19 protein-coding genes and 1 pseudogene are annotated in these 18,961 nt (G+C 61.8%); 15 read left to right on the forward strand and 5 right to left on the reverse strand.

Features of this window, described 5'->3' with window-relative positions; translation table 11 throughout:
* Positions 1 to 33: 33 nt before the first annotated feature.
* The 3 genes from JJQ76_RS12585 to JJQ76_RS12595 all read left to right on the forward strand — a co-directional run bounded on the left by JJQ76_RS12585 (position 34) and on the right by JJQ76_RS12595 (position 3,635).
* Complete coding sequence (locus JJQ76_RS12585; protein ID WP_210397213.1) at positions 34 to 945, forward strand: hydrogen peroxide-inducible genes activator; 912 nt, start codon at positions 34 to 36, stop codon at positions 943 to 945.
* A 1-nt stretch (position 946) separates the two neighbouring features.
* Entirely contained in the window at positions 947 to 3,037 is a 2,091-nt protein-coding gene (gene recG, locus JJQ76_RS12590) for an ATP-dependent DNA helicase RecG (RefSeq protein WP_246480710.1), read from the forward strand.
* An 82-nt stretch (positions 3,038 to 3,119) separates the two neighbouring features.
* Positions 3,120 to 3,635, forward strand: a complete 516-nt coding sequence (locus tag JJQ76_RS12595) for a DUF501 domain-containing protein (protein ID WP_343232535.1) — start codon at positions 3,120 to 3,122, stop codon at positions 3,633 to 3,635.
* A gap of 53 nt (positions 3,636 to 3,688) precedes the next feature.
* On the opposite strand, the gene JJQ76_RS12600 is transcribed toward JJQ76_RS12595, so the two are convergent.
* Complete coding sequence (locus tag JJQ76_RS12600) at positions 3,689 to 4,453, reverse strand: HNH endonuclease (protein ID WP_210397214.1); 765 nt, start codon at positions 4,451 to 4,453, stop codon at positions 3,689 to 3,691.
* Positions 4,454 to 5,251: 798 nt separating this feature from the next.
* On the opposite strand from JJQ76_RS12600, the gene JJQ76_RS12605 reads away from it, so the two are divergent.
* Complete coding sequence (locus tag JJQ76_RS12605) at positions 5,252 to 5,587, forward strand: DUF2956 domain-containing protein (protein WP_210397215.1); 336 nt, start codon at positions 5,252 to 5,254, stop codon at positions 5,585 to 5,587.
* 117 nt (positions 5,588 to 5,704) lie between these two features.
* Here JJQ76_RS12605 and JJQ76_RS12610 read toward each other — a convergent pair whose 3' ends face one another.
* Positions 5,705 to 5,950 carry a YfhL family 4Fe-4S dicluster ferredoxin gene (locus tag JJQ76_RS12610; protein ID WP_210397216.1) on the reverse strand — a complete coding sequence of 82 codons (246 nt, stop codon included), beginning with the start codon at positions 5,948 to 5,950 and terminating at the stop codon, positions 5,705 to 5,707.
* 24 nt (positions 5,951 to 5,974) lie between these two features.
* Complete coding sequence (coaD, locus tag JJQ76_RS12615) at positions 5,975 to 6,463, reverse strand: pantetheine-phosphate adenylyltransferase (protein WP_210397217.1); 489 nt, start codon at positions 6,461 to 6,463, stop codon at positions 5,975 to 5,977.
* A 140-nt stretch (positions 6,464 to 6,603) separates the two neighbouring features.
* Between coaD and JJQ76_RS12620 the strand changes: the two genes are divergently transcribed.
* Positions 6,604 to 7,884, forward strand: coding sequence for a M48 family metallopeptidase (locus JJQ76_RS12620; RefSeq protein ID WP_210397218.1), 1,281 nt, complete (start codon positions 6,604 to 6,606; stop codon positions 7,882 to 7,884).
* 793 nt (positions 7,885 to 8,677) lie between these two features.
* On the opposite strand, the gene rsmD is transcribed toward JJQ76_RS12620, so the two are convergent.
* Both rsmD and JJQ76_RS12630 read right to left on the reverse strand, forming a co-directional pair.
* Positions 8,678 to 9,283: a 16S rRNA (guanine(966)-N(2))-methyltransferase RsmD gene (gene rsmD, locus JJQ76_RS12625; protein WP_210397219.1), complete on the reverse strand. Its 606-nt coding sequence runs from the start codon at positions 9,281 to 9,283 to the stop codon at positions 8,678 to 8,680.
* Positions 9,284 to 9,287: 4 nt separating this feature from the next.
* Complete coding sequence (locus tag JJQ76_RS12630) at positions 9,288 to 10,451, reverse strand: hypothetical protein (protein WP_210397220.1); 1,164 nt, start codon at positions 10,449 to 10,451, stop codon at positions 9,288 to 9,290.
* Between the two features lie 158 nt (positions 10,452 to 10,609).
* Here JJQ76_RS12630 and ftsY point away from each other — a divergent pair, with 158 nt between their 5' ends.
* The 10 genes and pseudogenes from ftsY (at position 10,610) to gshA (ending at position 18,953) form a co-directional block, all read left to right on the forward strand.
* A complete protein-coding gene (gene ftsY, locus JJQ76_RS12635; protein ID WP_246480733.1) occupies positions 10,610 to 12,013 on the forward strand; it encodes a signal recognition particle-docking protein FtsY in 1,404 nt (467 codons plus the stop codon).
* Between the two features lie 17 nt (positions 12,014 to 12,030).
* Positions 12,031 to 12,690 (forward strand): cell division ATP-binding protein FtsE, encoded by a 660-nt coding sequence (gene ftsE, locus JJQ76_RS12640; RefSeq protein ID WP_210397221.1) that lies wholly within the window; start codon positions 12,031 to 12,033, stop codon positions 12,688 to 12,690.
* Positions 12,683 to 13,669 carry a permease-like cell division protein FtsX gene (gene ftsX / locus JJQ76_RS12645; protein WP_210397222.1) on the forward strand — a complete coding sequence of 329 codons (987 nt, stop codon included), beginning with the start codon at positions 12,683 to 12,685 and terminating at the stop codon, positions 13,667 to 13,669. Before ftsE ends, ftsX begins: the two co-directional genes overlap by 8 nt.
* 459 nt (positions 13,670 to 14,128) lie before the next feature.
* A pseudogene (locus JJQ76_RS18340) lies at positions 14,129 to 14,380 on the forward strand (methyl-accepting chemotaxis protein); the annotation flags it as partial.
* 45 nt (positions 14,381 to 14,425) lie between these two features.
* The gene (locus JJQ76_RS18345) at positions 14,426 to 14,806 is read left to right on the forward strand and encodes a CZB domain-containing protein (protein ID WP_425515235.1); all 381 of its coding nucleotides are present in this window, start codon (positions 14,426 to 14,428) and stop codon (positions 14,804 to 14,806) included.
* A 136-nt stretch (positions 14,807 to 14,942) separates the two neighbouring features.
* Entirely contained in the window at positions 14,943 to 15,797 is an 855-nt protein-coding gene (gene rpoH, locus JJQ76_RS12655) for an RNA polymerase sigma factor RpoH (protein WP_210397224.1), read from the forward strand.
* A gap of 92 nt (positions 15,798 to 15,889) precedes the next feature.
* Positions 15,890 to 16,276, forward strand: a complete 387-nt coding sequence (locus JJQ76_RS12660; protein WP_210397225.1) for a DUF423 domain-containing protein — start codon at positions 15,890 to 15,892, stop codon at positions 16,274 to 16,276.
* A gap of 2 nt (positions 16,277 to 16,278) precedes the next feature.
* Positions 16,279 to 16,482, forward strand: a complete 204-nt coding sequence (thiS, locus tag JJQ76_RS12665; RefSeq protein ID WP_343232536.1) for a sulfur carrier protein ThiS — start codon at positions 16,279 to 16,281, stop codon at positions 16,480 to 16,482.
* A gap of 30 nt (positions 16,483 to 16,512) precedes the next feature.
* Positions 16,513 to 17,307, forward strand: coding sequence for a thiazole synthase (locus tag JJQ76_RS12670; RefSeq protein WP_210397226.1), 795 nt, complete (start codon positions 16,513 to 16,515; stop codon positions 17,305 to 17,307).
* 80 nt (positions 17,308 to 17,387) lie between these two features.
* A complete protein-coding gene (gene gshA, locus JJQ76_RS12675) occupies positions 17,388 to 18,953 on the forward strand; it encodes a glutamate--cysteine ligase (RefSeq protein WP_210397227.1) in 1,566 nt (521 codons plus the stop codon).
* Positions 18,954 to 18,961 lie beyond the last annotated feature (8 nt).

Consider the following 18,961-nt stretch of genomic DNA (forward strand, 5'->3'; position numbering starts at 1 on the left):
CGCCCGAAGGGGCCGCCGCCGGCAGGAGCCCGCATGACCCTTACCGAACTGCGTTACATCGTCACCCTCGCCCAGGAGCGCCATTTCGGCCGTGCCGCCGAACGCTGCTTTGTCAGCCAGCCCACCCTCAGCATCGCGGTCAAAAAGCTGGAGGGGGAGCTGGGGGTGGCGCTGTTCGAACGCAGCAAGAGCGCGGTGCAACTGACTCCGGTGGGCGAGCGGGTGGTGGCGCAGGCGCAGAAGGTGCTGGAGGAAGCGCGCGCGGTGGAGGAGTTGGCCCACGAGGGGCGTGACCAGCTGAAAAGCCCGCTGCGCCTCGGCGCCATCTACACCGTCGGCCCCTATCTGTTCCCCCATCTGGTGCCCCGGATTCGCGACTTTGCCCCGGATATGCCGCTCTATCTGGAGGAAAACTTCACCGAAGTGCTGCGCGGCAAGCTGCGCCGCGGCGAGCTGGACGCCATCGTCATTGCGCTGCCCTTCAGCGAGCCGGACGTACTGACCCGGGCACTGTTCGATGAACCTTTCATGCTGCTGCTGCCTAGGGATCACCCCTGGGCGGATCTGCCCCAAGTGGCGCCCGCCGAGGTCAAGGAGACCCGCCTGCTGATGTTGGGCGAGGGGCACTGCTTCCGCGATCAGGTGTTGGAATCCTGCCCCGGCCTCGGCACCGCCCGCGAGGGCAATCATCTGGTGACCGAGGGCAGCTCGCTGGAAACCATTCGGCTGATGGTGGCCTCCGGCCTCGGTGCCAGCGTGGTACCGCTGTCGGCGGTGGAGCATATGCCTGCTGATGGCCCGGTGCAGGTTAAACCGTTCAGCGCCCCGCAGCCGATGCGCACCCTGGCGATCGCCTGGCGCGCCAGCTTCCCGCGTCCCAAGGCGATCGACGTGCTGATCGACAGCATCCGCCTCTGTCAGGTGCGCGCAGAGGGGGCCGCCTGAGTTGAATAGCCAGCAGCTGCGCGGCCTCGACCAGATTGCCGTCACCCGCCTCAAGGGGGTGGGGGCGGCGCTGGAGGAAAAACTCACACGCCTTGGCCTTGCCACCCTGCAGGACCTGCTGTTTCACCTGCCGCTGCGCTATCAGGACCGCACCCGCATTCAGCCCATCGGCACCCTGCGCCCCGGCGACGAATGCGTGATTCAGGGCTTTGTGGTCAGCGCCGATATCGTCCCCGGCAAGCGCCGCAGTCTGGCGGTCAGGCTCCGCGACGGCAGTGGCCAGGTGACCCTGCGTTTCTACCATTTCAGCGCGGCGCAGAAGAACGCCCTCAAGCCCGGTACCGAACTGCGCTGCTTTGGCGAGGCCCGTGCGGGGCGCACCGGGCTGGAGTTCTACCACCCGGAATACCGCGCCGTGGCCGACCCGGAGGCACCGGTGGAGGAGCGGCTGACACCAATCTACCCCGCCACTGAGGGGCTGACCCAGACCCGCATCCGCGGCCTCTGTGAACAGGCGGTGGAGATTCTGGCCCAGCAGGGCGGGCTGCGCGACTGGCTGCCGGAGGGGTTGCAGCAGCGCTACCAGTTGATGCCCCTTAACGATGCGGTGCTCTACCTGCACCGGCCACCTACCGACGCCGACCTGCACCAGTTGAGCGAAAGCCGCCACCCCGCCCAGCAGCGGCTGGCGTTTGAGGAGTTGCTGGCTCATCACCTCAGCCTGCAGCGCCTGCGTCATCTACAGCAGCGTCAGGGCGCGCCGGCCCTTAAGGGCGACGGCAAGCTGATCCGGCGATTTATGGAACAACTGCCCTTTGCCCTCACCGGGGCCCAGCAGCGGGTGGTGGACGAAGTGGCGCGGGATATCCACCAACCCACGCCGATGCTGCGGCTGGTGCAGGGCGATGTCGGCTCCGGCAAGACGGTGGTGGCGGCGCTGGCGGCGCTGCAGGCGATCGAAGCCGGCTACCAGGCGGCGGTGATGGCACCCACCGAAATCCTGGCCGAGCAGCACCTGATCAACTTCGGCAACTGGCTGGAACCGCTCGGAATCGAGATCGAATGGCTGGCCGGACGGGTCAAGGGCAAGAAGCGCGACGAAGCGCTGGCACGGATCGGTGATGGCAGCGCGCGGCTGGTGGTGGGCACCCACGCCCTGTTTCAGGACGACGTGCATTTTGCCGAGCTGGGGCTGGTGGTGGTGGACGAACAGCACCGCTTCGGCGTCCACCAGCGCTTGGCGCTGCGTGAAAAGGGCCGCCACGACGGCCGCCTGCCACACCAGCTGATCATGACCGCCACCCCGATCCCACGCACCCTCACCATGAGCGCCTACGCCGACCTCGACTGCTCGGTGATTGACGAACTGCCACCGGGGCGCACCCCGGTCAACACCGTGCTGGTGGCCGACAGCCGCCGTCCGGAGGTGGTGGAGCGGGTGCGCGCCGCCTGCGGCGAGGGCCGGCAGGCCTACTGGGTCTGCACCCTGATCGAGGAATCCGAGGCGCTGCAGTGTCAGGCCGCCGAGGGCACCGCCGCCGAGCTGGCCGAACAGCTGCCGGAGCTCAAGGTGGGGCTGGTGCACGGGCGGATGAAGCCGAAAGAGAAAGCGGCGGTAATGGAGGCCTTCAAGGCCCACCAGTTGGACCTGCTGGTGGCCACCACCGTGATCGAGGTGGGGGTGGATGTGCCCAACGCCAGTCTGATGATCATCGAAAACCCGGAACGGCTGGGGCTGGCGCAACTGCACCAGCTGCGCGGTCGGGTTGGGCGTGGCACCGCGGTCAGCCACTGCGTGCTGATGTACCAGAACCCGCTGGGCCAGCAGAGCAAGGAGCGCCTGCGGGTGATGCGCGAAACCACCGACGGTTTCAGGATCGCCGAAAAGGATCTGGAGATCCGCGGCCCCGGCGAGGTGCTTGGCACCCGCCAGACCGGTATGATGCAGTTCCGCGTGGCCGATCTGGAACGCGACGCCGACCTGCTCTACCCGATCCGCGGCGTCGCCAGCGAGATGCAGAGCCACACCGAGGCCTGCGATGCCATCATCCGCCGCTGGCTCGGCCACGGGGTGCAGTACGGTTCAGTTTGATCTGTCAAAAATAGATATTGACAGATCAATAGTATTCTTAGTGTTTTCTTCTTAGTAATCTGATTCTTCTTTTTGGTGATTTGTGTCCTCAGAAATATCCCCGCAGCAGCTTGAGATCATCCAGTCCCAGTTGGGTCGCACTCCGCGCGGCATCGTCCGCATCGCCCACCAGACCAGCGACGGCGTGCCGGTGGTGCTGCAGATGCGCTCGCTGGTGGATGACCAACCCTTCCCCACCCTCTACTGGCTCTGCTCGCAGGATCTCTATCAGGCCATCGCCCGCATCGAAACGGTTGGCTGGGTCAAGGAGATCGAGGCGGATCTGCAGGCCGACGAGGCGCTACGGGAACGCTATCTCGAGGACCAACGGGGTTACGTGGCTCAGCGCTGGCAGTTGATGGCGGACGCAGATCGCGCCCGCATCGCCGAATTGGGGTTCACCGAGCTGTTTGAGCAGTACGGGATCGGCGGGATACGCCACTGGGATAAGGTGCGTTGTCTGCATATGCAGTACGCGCATCACCTGTGTGGGCGGAATGTGATTGGGGAGAGGATGGATGCGGAGTTTGGGTTGGATAAGGTGGTGATTGGGTGGTAACGCTCCGGTTCGCGCATAGCAAAGCTTACTGCACGGATATTCTGTTGGGTCGCTTATTCGAAATTTTTCAGCATGCCGCGAAGTTGCTCTACATCATAGGGCGGATTTCTGCGATGTAACATCGCATGGCAGTTTGGACAAACTGGCACTAAGTCCTTTTGGGGATTTACCTTGTATTCATCGCCCAACACAGATAGCGGCCGCTTGTGGTGCACATGGATAAACCCGCGGCCGATTTCCCCGTAACGGTCTTCGAAATTAAGGCGACAAACAGCACAGACTGTTCCGTGATGCCTTATGCATGCATCCCTCGCTCGGGGATCTCTCTCATACGCATTTACTGTAATTTTGCATACTCGGCCCTCCAGAAATTCGAGAGCTTCTTCGTCAATGTCAGAAGATGGAGTTTTTAGCTTCGGGAACGCTTCTTCATTTACGGAACTCAAGCGATCCTTGGCCACTTCAAGTTCTTGCTTGGTGAATAGGTGCGAGAATCTTGGCTCCAGTGCGATGCTCTCTACTGAGAGATCCATCCTTTTCGCTTCAATCAATCTGTCAAAACCGGCGCTAACCTTCCCTGGCCCTAAAAGCTTTTTGGCAACAGATAACCCCCCTTCAGTGCGAACGGTGCGTAAGAAATAGTTGGGCCAATAATTTGTGGCCTCACCAGTACGTCGGTATAGGCTTAATAGCTCTTCATGCAGATCTTTCTCTGACGCCACAACTATCTCCATATGTTCAAAAATCATTATCGTGCTCAATGTTAATGACGCTTTCACCAGCGGAGCAATAGTTAATCGACTTTGTTGCCTTGCCATCTGTATTGCGCCCCTCGGCGCGTCACTTTTCTTTGAGCGCTCAAAGAAAAGTAACCAAAAGAAAACCGCCCCTGGTTACTTGCCGGCTGCGCCGATTCCCTGCGCGTGGAACGAAGAATCCGGGGCCGTCAGAATGGCCGTCCCTGGCCATACTGCCGCCGCGTCGCGCATCCAGCGCTCGCCCCTGCGGGCCTTAATCGGATTCTCCGCTCCATGCTCGGCTGCGTAAAAGGGGAATGAGCGTGGCCGGCGTGTTGGGTAGTAATCGGCTGCTTTTTCTCGGGTTTGTTTAGCTGGGTGCAGGGACATCGGTAACAGTGTTGTCCTCGCTCAGTGGTTACACCGGTCTGTGGATAACTATTCCAGAGGTGCGGCTGGCACCCCTGGCCCTTCGAAAGCCGACGAGCACTGGGCTCCCTTGAGGGTTTAAGCCCGCAGGGGCAAGGCCGGGATGGCCGCCGCCGCAACAGCATGGCCAAGGATGGCCATTCTGTTGTGCCCCTCAAGGGCGTTCAGCGCGCAGGTCCCGAAGGCCGCTTTTGTGGGCGAGTGTTTTTTGGTTACTTTTTGTCACGACGGACAAAAAGTGACCCGTCTGGGTGGGCGGAACAGAAGCTATCCAGCAATATCGATAGGCAGATGCCGCCACTCAGCGACCATCAAGCCACGAAGCCACGAAGCCACGAAGCCACGAAGCCACGAAGCCACGAAGCCACGAAGCCACGAAGCAAGCCCGCGGTTTGCCAGCGGCTCAACGACCGGCGAGAATACCCCCACTCCACCACCCGAGAATCCCCCATGGCCCGCTACAACAAATCCAATCCTCCCTCCGAACAAACCCAGGCCGAGGCGATGGCCATCGCCCGCAGCACCCAGAAACCGGGGCAAACCAAAGAGCAGACCAAACTGATCGCACAGGGGATTGAGAAAGGGATCGCGGCGTATAAAAAGCAGCAGAAGGCGGTCGCCCGCGAGCGGGATAAACAGCGGAAACGCGAGGCCTCACCGGCCGCGGAGAGCGCCATCACCGCCGATACCACCACGGATGACCGCGTGCGTTCCGGGCGGCTGCCCTGGCTGCTGCTGGTGATTTCCTGGGGCCTGTTCGCGGCCTACGTTGCCGTCAACGGATAAGCCGTACCAGCAATCAATCGCTCGTCTGCCCAAAACAAAACCGGCCGCTAGATGCGGCCGGTCGGTGGTTACTCGCAGACGAGTAACGGGCTGTGGATAACCACGGGTCAGATGGGCTTAGCCCTGCAGACGGTGGTACTTCTCCATCAGCTGCTCTTCGGTCTCTTCGTGATCCGGATCCTTGGGGATACAGTCTACCGGACACACTTCCACGCACTGCGGGGTGTCGTAGTGGCCCACACACTCGGTGCACTTGGCCGGGTCGATCTCGTAGATTTCGTCGCCGGGAGCGATCGCTTCGTTAGGACACTCCGGCTCACACACGTCGCAGTTGATGCATTCGTCGGTAATAATCAAAGCCATGCTCGGCTACCTCTTTTCTATCGCTTAGCTGGCGCTGGACGCCAGATGTGTTTTCAACGCGTTTTCCACCAGCGGGTGGACAAACTGGGATACGTCTCCGCCCAGCGTCGCGATTTCGCGGATCAGGGTGGAGCTGATAAAACTGTGCTTCTCGGCCGGGGTCAGAAACAGGGTTTCCAGATCCGGCGACTGGGCCCGGTTCATGTTGGCCAGCTGGAACTCGTACTCAAAGTCCGACACCGCGCGCAGGCCGCGTAGCAGATAGCGGGCGTTGTTGTCGGCCATAAACTGAGTCATCAGTCCGGTAAAACCGACCACTTCAACCTGCGGCAGGTGGCTGAGCACATCGCGGCAGAGTTGCTCACGGATTGCCAGCGGCAGCATCGGCGCCTTGTTGGGGCTGGCGGCGATGGCCACGATCACCTTGTCGAACAGCCGCGCGGCGCGCTCCACCAGGTCGGTGTGGCCGTTGGTAATCGGGTCAAAGGTGCCCGGATAAACGACGATGTTCACGGTTTTCGCTCCAGGCCGCTCGGCGGCGACGGTGCTACAGCTCGAAATGGCCGCCATACTAACGGAATCGCCCTAGCGGCACAAATAGAATCAGGTACTATGGATATAGCCCGATGCCTGCACGTTCGAAGGATATCCCCATGTTTTCTCTGCTTAAGATTCCCTTTTTCCGTTTTGGTTCGATTGTCCCGCTAGCCTTGCTGGCGCTGCTCGGTGGTTGTTCGGTGATGCAGGACGTTGACCGCGGTCTCTACCAACTGGCGGATCAGGTTTCCGAGACCGACCGTGTCACCGGCGAGCGCAGCCTCAGTCTGGCCTCGCGCAGTGAGCAGATCGCCACCGGCAACCGGGTGGTGGAGCAGCTGCTGGCGGCCGAAAAGGAAGCCGGCCGCCCCGTGGACCTGGCCCTGGACCGGGTGCAGTACCAGCGCCTGATCCGCATCTTCGACCGGGTTCACAGCGTCAGCCATCTGCGCAATGAACGCTGGAATGCGGTGCTGATCGACCGTGACAGCTTCAACGCCTTTACCACCGGGGGCACCTATATCGTGGTGCATCTGGGGTTGATGCAGCAGCTCAGTGACGACAGTGAGGTGGCCGCGGTGGTGGCGCACGAGATCGCCCATACCGTGGCCAACCATGTGTTCGAGGCGCAGAGTCTGACCCAGGCCGCGACTCTGGCCAACTCGGGCTCGGTCAAGCGTGACGGTTACCGCGCCGCCTTTACCCACGAGAACGAGCGTGAGGCGGACCGGGTCGGCATTCTGTATATGGCGCTGGCCGGCTATGACCCGATGGCTGCCAGCCGCATCTGGCAACGGCAGTACCAGGCGGAGGGCAACCGCCGGGCGCTGTTCGCCCACTCCCACCCGGTCAACAGCGAACGTGAAGCCGAAACTCGGGCTGTTGGCGAGAAAGTAACTGCTTACTATCAGCAGGGGCGCATCAATCCAGAGGCTGCAGCGTTACTGGCCAACAATGTGCTGTGGCAAAAGCGTTCCAGCGAGGGCGTGGCTGCGGCCGGTGAAGGCGGCGGTCTGCAGGCGTTGGGCAGCACCTTGTTAGGCGCTTTGGTACAGCATGAGCAGGCCAAAACCGAGGAGCGTCGGCAGCAGCAGCACGCGGCGTTTGTGCGTTATGTGCAGGCGCAGTTGAATCTGGTCAGTGACGAGCGACCGGCCTCGGATCGTTGGCGGTTGCGGTTCGAATACATGGGCGAGGTAGAGCTGGCGTCGCTCTCTCTGGGCGGCCAGGTAAAGCAGACCGATGGCGCGCCGGCGACACTGGTGGCGCACATCAAGGGGCCGATTCGCCGGGGGCAGAGTTTTGTGATCGAGCTGCGCGGTGACATTCTCAAGCCGCTGGATAACCCACGCCAGCAGGTGCAGCTCTATCTGGATGATGCGCTGCCGGTGCAGTAGGGCCTGAATTTGGTTGTGTGCGGGTCCATGGGATGGCTTAGATCGGCGCGAAGCGGACGTTTTTGCTCGGCTGAGAAGCGACTCAATCAATGGCGTTTGAAGCTCATTTGCTGTGTTGCTTGAAAGCCTTTGTTCCGCCCACTCGGGCGGCCCTATTCTTTGGCAAACGTTCCAAAGAACAGGGGAAGAAAGAACTACTTGTGCCTTATGTTCCCCTGGTTCCGCCGCCCAACGGGTCCACTGCGCGCGGCAACGGTGATTCTGGCGGATCGGACGGCACATACCTGTGCCGCAATCCGGCTCGGCGTCCATGCCTCGCCCCGCGCTTTGCGCGGGCCTGATCGAATCCCCGTCACCGTGCTCATCGGCTCCAAAGGGGCTAACTCGCAGCCGGATTACCGCATTCTTACTCGAGCCCGAAAAGCAGCTAACGGCACCCGGAGTGCGGCTGGCACCCCCGGCCCTCCGAAAGACGACGAGCACTGGGCGCTCTTGAGGGTTTCAGCCCGTCAGGGGCAAGGCCCGGATGGCCGCAGCCACAACAGTATGGCCAGGGACGGCCATTCTGTTGTGCCCCTCAAGGGCGTTCAGCGCGCCGGTCCCGTAGGGCGGCTTTTGTGGGCGAGTGTTTTTTGGTTACTTTTTGTCACGACGGACAAAAAGTGACCCGCCCGGGTGGGCGGAACAAAGACCATCTGATTGCAGTGGAAGGAGATTGAAACACCGTTTATAGAAGCAATCTCAGATGTCCGCTCCGCGCCGATATGAGCCATTCCACCTGTCGGCACAAACCTTAACCGTCAACCTCTCCGCCGCGGCGATAGAGATAGCAGCTGACCTGACCCGCGCTCTTCTGCCGATGCTGGATCCAGTTGGCCGGCACAGGCAGCTGGCGCAGCTCTTTTTCCGCTTCGATATAGATCATCGCGTTATCACTGAGCAGACCACCTTGCTCCAGCAACGCACAGCAGGGCTCCAGCATCCCCTGCCGGAACGGCGGATCGAGAAACACCAGATCGAATTGAGTACCGCTCTGCTGGTGGCGCTCCAGCCAGCGCTGGGCTGCATCTTGCTCCACGCGAACCCGCTTCGCTTTCAGCAGTGCCAGATTGACTTCCAGCTGCCGCACCACCTCCCCCGAGCGATCCACCAACACCGTTTCGCCAGCTCCGCGTGACAGCGCTTCCAGCCCCAGTGCGCCGCTGCCGCTGAACAGGTCGAGGCAGCGGGCACCGGGCAGATCCAGTTGCAGCCAGTTGAACAGGGTCTCGCGGATCCGGTCCGGGGTCGGGCGCAGGCCGTCGATGGTGGGAAAGCTCAGCTTTCTGCCGCGCCATTCGCCACCGATGATACGCAGTTGATTGCTGGCGGCGGGTCGGCGGGCGGGTTTACGGGGCATGATTCTATGGCTCCTGGGACAGCGGGCTGAGTCGATAGGTTTGATACGCCGCCGGGTTCAGCAGTTCACCGAGTTGGCGTTGAAGGCTGGCGTCGTCGAAGCGTTCTATTGTAGCGGCAAAGCGCGGTAGTGCGTCCAATGGCAGTTCGTAGGTGGCGATGGTTTCCAGCAGGTCGAGATAGCCCAGCGGCTGGCTGAGACTGGCATGCAGACGCTGCTGCAGTTTGTCGGTCATCGCTGCAACGTCGCTGTCGTTACTCCGGGCGACCTGTGCCAGCTGTTGCAGCAGCCGGTCAGGTTCGATGGCGGTGTCGCCGCGATAGCTCAGGGTCAGGCGGCTGCGCTCGCGCCGGGGCTGCCAATCCAGTGTCACCCCCGCACGGGCGGCGTGCTGCTGCAACCACTGTACTGCCAGCAGGGTCGGATCGTAGTCCGGCGCATGGCGGCCCGGCAGGTCACGCTGCACTTGCAGCAGGTGTTCGGTTTGCGGCGCGCTACGCTGGGTTGATGCTGGCAGGCGTGGTGGGGTTGACGGCCAGGGGGTACCGATCGCCAGTCGCTGCAGCCCCTGTTGCCAGTGGTTGCGCTCCTGTTCTGTCAGCGGGCGTGCCGCGATCAGGCGTAGCTGGGCGCGGCTGATCCAGTTGCCGTAGAGTTGCTCCAGGCTGTCCTCGTTGGCCGGGTGATCAGGCCAGGCGCCGGGCAGTGGCTGGTGGTCGGCCAGACGGCGGGCGGCGGTCAGCCGGCGCTGCGCCTCGGCCAGGGTGGCGGGATCGGGGCGGCGGGCCAGCGCGTCGAGCAGGGCATCGATTGCGTTGTCCGGTTGCAGCCGCAGGGTCAGGCGCAGCCGATCCGGCAGCCGGTGGCGCTGGATCAGTCCCGGCAGCGGCTGGGCGCTTAGTTGCGTGGCCAGCAGCTGTTCGAGGCTGGCGGCCAGCGGTGCGTCGGCGTCGAGATAGGGGGGCAGCAGCAGAACCAGCCGCAGCAGATCCGGATGTTCGGCGGGTTCGGCCGGACTCAGTAGCGGCACCTCCGCCAGCGTCTGGCGCTGCAGGGTCGGCCAGCTGACTGACGGCGAGGAGAGCGACAGCAGGGCGATGACGATGGTCAGGATGATGATGATCCAGTTCAGTTGTTGGCGGCTGAACAGGGGCTTGCGCGAACTCATGGGGGTGACTCCTTGGTTGGCCAGAGTGTAACCCTCAAGGGCCCCTTCATGCTAAGATCTGCGGCTGTTTTGTCGGTGTGGCCATGGAGCGTTGGCGCGATCCCTTTGGCCACCGGTCGCCGGCGTTAATGCAATTTCAGTAACGGATTCTTGAGTCGATGAATGAGCTGATTCAGGCCCTCGGCGGGCCCGAAGTGTTTCCCTACGTGATGGGCGGTCTGGCCCTGTTGATTGTGCTGCTGGGTGGCTGGTGGCTGACCTCGGGCGGCAAGGCCGATACCGAGCTCTCCGAGCAACCGGAGTCTCAGCCTGAAACGCCCAAGGCCGACGCTTCGTCCGCGGCAAGGCCCGCGGCTGAGCCCGCGCCGGAAACCCCGCAATCACTAGCTGAAGCCGAACCGCAGCCCGAACCTGCGAAGGACACAGAGGCCGACGCTGAGCCGGAATCCGAACCGACCGCTGAGCCGGTCGCCGAGGTTGCCGAACAACCGGCGGTGGAGCAGGCTACTATAGAGCCTGAGCCTGAGCCTGAGCCTGAGCCTGAGCCTGAGCCTGAGCCTGAGCCTGAGCCTGAGCCTGAGCCTGAGCCTGAGCCTGAGCCTGAGCCTGAGCCTGAGCCGGCAGAGGCGCCGGAGGAGCGCAAAGTGCGGCTGTTCGGGCGGATCAAGCAGGGGCTTAGCCGGACCAAGGCCAACCTGACCGGTGGACTGGCGGAACTGTTCGGGGTCAGCAAAGCGATCGACGAAGACCTGCTGGAAGAGATCGAAACCCAGTTGCTGATGGCTGACGTGGGTGTCGACGCTACCACCGCCATCATCGACAGTCTCACCGAACGCTTGCAGCGTAACCAGCTCAAGGACGGTGAAGCGCTCAAAGCGGCGCTGAAAGAGGAGCTGGCCAATCTGCTCGACGGTCGCAGCGGTGCGCTGGAGATCGACGGTAGCAAACAGCCCTACGTGATTCTGATGGTCGGCGTGAACGGCGTTGGCAAGACCACCACCATCGGCAAGCTGGCCAAGCGCTTCCAGGCCGAGGGTCGCTCAGTGATGCTGGCCGCCGGCGATACCTTCCGTGCGGCAGCGGTGGAGCAGTTGCAGGTGTGGGGTGAGCGTAACCAGGTGCCGGTGGTGGCCCAGCACACCGGTGCCGACAGCGCCTCGGTGATCTTTGACGCGGTGCAGTCGGCGCAGGCCAAAGGGATCGATGTGGTGATCGCCGACACCGCCGGCCGGCTGCAGAACAAGGCCAACCTGATGGCGGAACTGGAAAAGGTGGTGCGGGTGATGCAAAAGCTCGACGCGACCGCCCCCCACGAGGTGATGCTGGTGCTGGATGCCGGCACCGGTCAGAACGCCCTCAGCCAGGCGCAGCTGTTCCGCGAATCGGTAGGTGTTACCGGCATCAGCCTGACCAAGCTGGACGGTACCGCCAAGGGCGGCATCATCTTTGCGATCGCCAAGTCGCAGGGGATTCCGATCCGCTTCATCGGCGTGGGTGAGCAGATCGACGATCTGCGTCCGTTCGACGCAGGCGAGTTTATCGAAGCGCTGTTCGCCGACTAGGCGAACGGGGAGGCCGCATGATCAGCTTCGACAACGTCAGCATGCGTTACCACACCGGATTCGAGGCGCTGAAGCAGGTCAGCTTCCGCCTCGGTGCGGGCGAGATGGCGTTCCTGACCGGTCACTCGGGGGCCGGTAAAAGCACGCTGCTGAAACTGATCATCCTGATGGAGCGTGCCAGTCAGGGCCAGGTGTGGGTCGACGAACAGAACCTCAATCGCATGGTCTCGCGCCAGATCCCCTTTCACCGGCGCAAGATCGGGGTGGTGTTTCAGAACCACCAGTTGCTGTTTGACCGCTCGGTATACGAAAACGTGGCACTGCCGCTGAAGATCGGTGGCTTCGATGGTGACGATATCGGCCGCCGGGTGCGTGCCGCACTGGATAAGGTGGGGCTGTTGAGCAAAGAGAAGCTCAACCCGATTCGGCTCTCCAGCGGTGAGCAGCAGCGGGTGGGTATCGCCCGCGCCATCGTCAACAAACCCAAGCTGTTGCTGGCCGACGAGCCTACCGGCAACCTCGACCCGGAGTTGTCGGCCGACATCATGGGGCTGTTTCATCAGTTCAATCAGGTGGGGGTGTCGGTGTTGGTGGCCAGCCACGATCTCGACCTGATATCGCGGCTACCCTACCGCCGTCTGGTGCTGGACCAGGGGAGGTTGCTGACCCATGGCTAAGCAACCGCTACGCAACTCTGGCCGGGGCAGCGCCGAACGTCACAAGGTGGCCGTGGGTGACCGCGGACGTGGCTATCTGGCTCACCATCGCGAGGTGCTGGTCAGTTCGCTGCAGCGACTGCTGGCGGAGCCGCTGGCCACGCTAATGACACTGATGGTGATGGCGATTGCGCTGACCCTGCCGTCGGTGATGCTGGTGGGGCTGCAGGACGCCCAGGGGCTGAGCGAGCAATGGCGTGGGGCCGGTGAAATGACGCTGTTTCTCGATGCCGGCCTGAGTGAGGCCGAGGGTCAGGCGTTGTCGGCGCAGCTGGTGGATAATTCGCAGATAGCGTCCACGCTGTACCTGTCCAAGGCCGACGCGCTGGCGGAGTTCAAGCAGTACTCGGGCCTCGGCGATACCCTTGGCCTGCTTGATCACAATCCGTTGCCTGCGGTGATTCTGGTGGAGCCGGACGCCGGTTACCGCCAGCCACAGCAGTTGCAGCAACTGGCGACCTTGCTGGAAGCGGTCGATGGCGTTGCCGAGGTGGTGCTGGACCTTGCCTGGGTGGATCGTCTGCGCGCAATCATCGCCTTTGCCCGCAGTCTGGCCTGGGTACTGGGCGGGCTGCTGGGTCTGGGGATGCTGCTGGTGGTGGGTAATACCATTCGGCTTGAGATCGAGAACCGTCGCGACGAGATCGTGGTGGTCAAACTGGTGGGCGCCACCGACGCTTTTGTACGCCGGCCTTTCCTTTATACCGGCTTCTGGTACGGGCTGGGCGCAGGCTTGCTGGCATGGTGCTTAATTCAGTTGATTCTGTTATATCTCGGCACTACTCTGAGTGAATTGATCGGTCTCTATCCCGGCAGCTTCGAACTGTCGGGACTAGGGATAGCAGGGGCGTTGTCGATGCTGCTGTTCGCCATTCTGCTCGGGGTTGCTGGTGCCTGGCTGGCGGTGGTGCGTCATCTGGCGGCCATTGAGCCCCGCTAACATCTCTCTTTTCATTTGTTGTCAGCTACCAAGGAGCTTGCTGTGTTCGGAACGTCGAAGTTGAAGCAGGAGATCGCCGAACTACGTGACCGGCTGGCCGCCGCGGAACAGGAGAATGCCGCCAGAAGCGCTGAAATAGCGCGTCTGGAGCAACAGGCGTTGACCCAACAGGCGCAACTTGACGCCGACCATGAGACACGCCAGAGACGGGTGCACAAACTCTGGTTTTCCGGTTCAGAGGCGGTGTTCGACGTGCGCGAAAGCATGGCACATACCGCCGGCGAGCTGCAGGAGGAACGCCACCAGCTCAAGGATGCCCAGGCGATGTTCGACCGCAGCTCCACGGTGCTCTCCACCATCGAGGGCAGCCTGCAGGGAATTGCAGCGGACGCCGAGCGTAATAGCGAACATCTGCAGCAGCTGCAGGGACCGGCCGGGGAAATTTCACGCTTCGTCGGAGTGATTTCGGAGATCTCCGAGCAGACCAATCTACTGGCTCTGAATGCGGCAATTGAAGCCGCCCGCGCCGGTGAGCAGGGGCGCGGTTTTGCGGTGGTGGCGGATGAGGTTCGATCATTGGCGCAGAAAGCGAGCAGCGCCAGCGCCGAGATCTCACGTCTGGTCACCAGCATCAGCGAACGCACCACCGTGGCCAACTCGGATATCAGCGGCATGGCCGAACAGAGCGCGGAGCTGGTTAAATCCACCGCCGAGGTCAACCAGACCGTTGACCAGGTACTGGAGCTGTCGCGCCGGATGCACGCCATCGTCGGCCGCAGCGCGGCCAACTCCTTTATTGAAACCGTCAAGCTGGACCACGTGGTGTGGAAGACCGAGGTCTACAAGGTGCTGATGGACGAGAGCCAGAAGAGCATCAGCGACTTTGCCGACCACACCCAGTGTCGCCTGGGCAAATGGTATTTCGACGGCGACGGCGGTGCGCTGTATGCCGATATCGCCGCGTTCCAGTCCCTCGACGAGCCTCACCGGATGGTGCATCAGCACGGTTTGGAGGCGCTGCGCCTGATGGCGGACAACGATGCGAACGGTGCGGTGGACGCGTTGTCGCGCATGGAGGATGCCAGCCGGGTGGTGATCGATCTGTTGGGCAGACTGGAGGCTGAAATCAGTCGCTAAAACCGAGTGGTTGCCTGGGGTAAGTTAGGTCGCTAAACTATTCGGTCCGATGCAGCAGCCGGATCGTTGAATGGAACTCGGAATCGTGCCGACGGTCCATATCATCGGTCCACAAAGTGAGTAATACGGAGAGACGATGGGTACCTCGTTACAACCTGTAGATCTGATGAGTCCTGGCCGTAACCTTGAAGGTTACATCCAAACTGTCAGTGCTATTCCGGTGCTTACCGTTGAGCAGGAGCGCGAACTGGCTGAGCGGCTGTTTTATCAGGAAGACCTGGAGGCAGCGCGGCAGCTGGTTATGGCGCACCTGCGTTTTGTCGTGCATATCGCCAAGAGCTACTCCGGCTATGGCCTGTCCCAGGCAGACCTGATTCAGGAGGGCAACGTGGGCCTGATGAAGGCGGTCAAGCGCTTTGACCCCCGAGTCGGCGTGCGGCTGGTCTCCTTTGCGGTGCACTGGATCAAGGCCGAAATGCACGAGTTTATTCTGCGCAACTGGCGGATCGTCAAGGTGGCGACCACCAAGGCCCAGCGCAAGATGTTCTTCAACCTGCGCAGCGCCAAGAAAACCCTGGGCTGGTTCACCAACGACGAAGTGCATGCAGTGGCCGAAGATCTCGGCGTCGAGCCCAAGGTGGTGCGCGAGATGGAACGCCGTCTGAGTGCGCAGGATGCCGCCTTCGACGCGGGTGTTGACGACGACAGCGACGAAGCTTACAAGGCGCCGGCTTACTATCTGGAAGATCAGCGCGCCGACCCGGCACGACTGCTGGAAGACGCCCAATGGGGTCAGCAGTCCAACGACAAGCTGCAAAGCGCGATCGAAACCCTCGATGACCGCAGCCGCAATATTCTGGTTCAGCGCTGGTTGTCGGAAGAGAAGGCAACCCTGCATGAACTGGCGGCGGAGTACCAGGTGTCTGCCGAGCGGATCCGCCAGTTGGAGAAAAGCGCGATGAAGAAAGTGAAAGCGCTGATGGTGATCTGATCACCCCTACCCTGATCCACGCCGGGCTTGTCCCGGCGTGTTTGTTTTTGCACCGGCTCTTCCCTGCCGGCGATGCAGCGAGCAGCCAGCTGATGACCACCCCCGTTACCCCGTTCCGTTTCGCCCTGATAGCCGGTGCCTTGATGGCGGCGCTGTCGGTGGGGCTGGGGGCGTTTGGCGCCCATGCCCTCAAGGGCGTGCTGTCGCCCAGCGAGGCCACCACCTTTGCCACCGCGACCCGCTATCTGGGTTATCACGGACTGGGGCTGCTGCTGGTGGCGACACTGACCCGGCAATGGGTGTCGCTGTGCGCGGTGACGCTTTTGTTGACTGTGGGAGTCGGTATTTTTAGTGGCAGTTTGTATATACTCTGCCTGACCGAGCTGCGCTGGGTGGCGTGGCTCACTCCGCTGGGCGGTTTGTTGATGCTGGCGGGATGGTTGTGGTTGGCCTGGATCGGCTTCAGGCAGGCGAGGTGAACGTGATCAAGATTGAACTGAACGGCGAGCCCTACGAGGCCGAAGCAGGGCTGACCATCAGCGCCCTGCTGGTGGATCTGGGGCTGGCCGACAAGCGGGTAGCGGTGGAGTACAACCTGGAAATTCTGCCCAAGAGTGAGCATCCGCAAACCGAATTAAGAGCGGCCGACCGGGTGGAAATCGTCCATGCCATCGGCGGTGGTTGAGTATTTAGTACGGACAGAGTGACCTGATTGATGACTGAGCAGCGACAAGACTCTCCGCTGGTAATTGCCGGCACAACCTATTCTTCCCGACTGTTGGTGGGTACCGGTAAATACAAGGACCTGGATGAGACCCGCGAGGCGATCGAAACCAGTGGGGCGGAAATCGTCACCGTGGCGGTGCGTCGAACCAACATCGGCCAGAATCCGGACGAGCCCAACCTGCTTGACGTGATTTCACCCGACAAGTACACCATCCTGCCCAATACTGCAGGCTGCTTTAATGCTAAGGATGCGGTACGTACCTGTAAGCTGGCCCGCGAGCTGATGGATGGTCATGATCTGGTCAAGCTGGAGGTTCTGGCTGACCAGAAAACCCTGTTTCCCCATGTGACCGAAACCCTGAAGGCGGCGCGTGAGTTGATCGATGACGGCTTCAAGGTGATGGTCTACACCAGTGATGATCCGGTGATCGCCAAAGAGCTGGAAGATATGGGCTGCGTAGCGGTGATGCCCCTGGGATCGTTGATCGGCTCCGGGCTGGGTATTCGTAATCCCTATAACCTGATGTTGATACTCGAAAACGCCAGAGTGCCGATTCTGGTGGATGCCGGGGTGGGTACAGCCTCCGATGCCGCCATCGCCATGGAGCTCGGTTGTGACGCGATATTGATGAATACGGCGATTGCGGCGGCAGGGAACCCGGTGTTGATGGCCTCGGCGATGAAAAAAGCGGTGGAGGCGGGTCGTGAGGCCTATCTGGCCGGGCGGATGCCGCGCAAGCTTTATGCCAGCGCTTCCTCTCCCATTGACGGCACCATTGTTTGAGCCGTTGAATTTGATCGCGGCCTGCTGCAGTGCCGCCCAACCGGCCCCTTTGCGGGCCGGTGTTGATTAAGTGGTAGCTTATGTCTCAACAGTTGCAACGCAGCCTGCAGCATCTGGCCGATAGTGGCCAGATCGATCTGTTGGCCTCGATCCGGCATGGGGTCGAGAAAGAGGGATTACGGGTGTCGCCGGAGGGGCGCATCTCATCTCAGCCCCATCCGCAGGCGTTGGGTTCGGCACTGACCCATCCGCGGATCACGACCGATTATTCCGAGGCGTTGCTGGAGTTCATTACCCCGGTTTATCGCGATATCGATGCGATGCTGAACTACCTTGACGACCTCCACCGCTATACCTATCAGCACCTGGGCAGCGAAACCATCTGGGGTGGCAGCATGCCCTGTCGGATCGATGACCCGGCCGAGGTGACTATCGCCGACTACGGCCGCTCCCATATCGGCAGACTCAAGCATATCTACCGCGTGGGGCTGGAGTATCGTTATGGCCGGGTGATGCAATCGATCGCCGGGATCCACTACAATTTTTCCGCCCCCGAAGAGTTATGGCCGCTGCTGAAGCAGATGGATGGTAGTCCGCTTAGCAATCAGGCATACCGCTCGGCGCGGTACTTCGGCCTGATTCGTAACTTTCGCCGCCACTCCTGGCTGCTGATCTATCTGTTCGGTGCCTCGCCGGCACTGGATCGCCGTTTTGTCGCTGATCGCCCCCATGGGCTGGAGCAGTTTGACGACGATACCCTGTACGGCCCCTACGCTACCAGTTTGCGGATGAGCGACCTGGGCTATTCGAACCGTGCCCAGTCGACCCTGAACGTCTGTTACAACACTCTGGATAATTACGTTCACACCCTGTCCGATGCCATCGCACGGCCCTACCCCCAGTATCAGCAGATCGGGGTCAAGGTGGATGGCCACTATCGCCAGTTGAACACCAATCTGTTGCAGATCGAAAACGAGTACTACAGCGATATTCGCCCCAAGCGGGTGGCCGCCAGCGGCGAGCGCCCGTTGCAGGCGATCCGTGCCCGCGGGGTGGAATACGTGGAAGTGCGCAACGTCGATATCAACCCGTTCATTGCCGGAGGCATCGACGCCGCCCAGGCACGTTTCACCGATTGCTTTCTGCTGCATTGCCTGCTGACTGACGCCCCCTACATCGAAGGTGAGGAGTGCGATCAGGTCAAGGACAACCTGCTGCGGGTGGTGCGCCGGGGCCGGGAACCCGGTCTGACGCTGATGCGGGGGGCGGGCACCGAGCCGATGCAGCAATGGGCGCACCGACTGCTGGAGGAGATGGTGCCTGTGGCTGAAGCCCTGGATGCGGCTCACGGAGGCGGTGCCTACCGTGACGCACTGACGGTTCAGCGGGCCAAGGTAGACGACAGCGCGCTGACGCCATCGGCGCGCCTGCTGGCTTACATGCGCGAGCATGGCCAGAGCTATAACCAAGCGATGCTGGATCTGTCACGGCAGCACCGCGAACGACTCGAGGGGGCTGCGCTGGGGGATGAGGTTGCCGCCGAGTTGACCCAGATGGCGGCCGAGTCGCTGGCCGAACAGAGAGCCCTCGAACAAGAGTCCGAGGGCGACTTCGACCAGTTTCTGGCCGCGTATATCAGTCGTTGACGCGGTCG

The organism is Motiliproteus sediminis, assembly GCF_017912535.1.
Classification (GTDB): domain Bacteria; phylum Pseudomonadota; class Gammaproteobacteria; order Pseudomonadales; family Balneatricaceae; genus Motiliproteus; species Motiliproteus sediminis.

What these genes read in the sequence shown, in the direction of transcription:
- JJQ76_RS18345 (WP_425515235.1), top strand. Translation starts at nt 14,426, where the DNA reads ATGCACGCCATCGTCGGCCGCAGCGCGGCCAACTCCTTTATTGAAACC.
- JJQ76_RS12620 (WP_210397218.1), top strand. Translation starts at nt 6,604, where the DNA reads ATGTTTTCTCTGCTTAAGATTCCCTTTTTCCGTTTTGGTTCGATTGTC.
- rsmD (WP_210397219.1), bottom strand. Translation starts at nt 9,283, where the DNA reads ATGCCCCGTAAACCCGCCCGCCGACCCGCCGCCAGCAATCAACTGCGT.
- gshA (WP_210397227.1), top strand. Translation starts at nt 17,388, where the DNA reads ATGTCTCAACAGTTGCAACGCAGCCTGCAGCATCTGGCCGATAGTGGC.
- ftsY (WP_246480733.1), top strand. Translation starts at nt 10,610, where the DNA reads ATGAATGAGCTGATTCAGGCCCTCGGCGGGCCCGAAGTGTTTCCCTAC.
- JJQ76_RS12605 (WP_210397215.1), top strand. Translation starts at nt 5,252, where the DNA reads ATGGCCCGCTACAACAAATCCAATCCTCCCTCCGAACAAACCCAGGCC.
- JJQ76_RS12630 (WP_210397220.1), bottom strand. Translation starts at nt 10,451, where the DNA reads ATGAGTTCGCGCAAGCCCCTGTTCAGCCGCCAACAACTGAACTGGATC.
- ftsE (WP_210397221.1), top strand. Translation starts at nt 12,031, where the DNA reads ATGATCAGCTTCGACAACGTCAGCATGCGTTACCACACCGGATTCGAG.
- JJQ76_RS12610 (WP_210397216.1), bottom strand. Translation starts at nt 5,950, where the DNA reads ATGGCTTTGATTATTACCGACGAATGCATCAACTGCGACGTGTGTGAG.
- JJQ76_RS12585 (WP_210397213.1), top strand. Translation starts at nt 34, where the DNA reads ATGACCCTTACCGAACTGCGTTACATCGTCACCCTCGCCCAGGAGCGC.
- rpoH (WP_210397224.1), top strand. Translation starts at nt 14,943, where the DNA reads ATGGGTACCTCGTTACAACCTGTAGATCTGATGAGTCCTGGCCGTAAC.
- ftsX (WP_210397222.1), top strand. Translation starts at nt 12,683, where the DNA reads ATGGCTAAGCAACCGCTACGCAACTCTGGCCGGGGCAGCGCCGAACGT.
- JJQ76_RS12670 (WP_210397226.1), top strand. Translation starts at nt 16,513, where the DNA reads ATGACTGAGCAGCGACAAGACTCTCCGCTGGTAATTGCCGGCACAACC.
- JJQ76_RS12600 (WP_210397214.1), bottom strand. Translation starts at nt 4,453, where the DNA reads ATGGCAAGGCAACAAAGTCGATTAACTATTGCTCCGCTGGTGAAAGCG.
- JJQ76_RS12660 (WP_210397225.1), top strand. Translation starts at nt 15,890, where the DNA reads ATGACCACCCCCGTTACCCCGTTCCGTTTCGCCCTGATAGCCGGTGCC.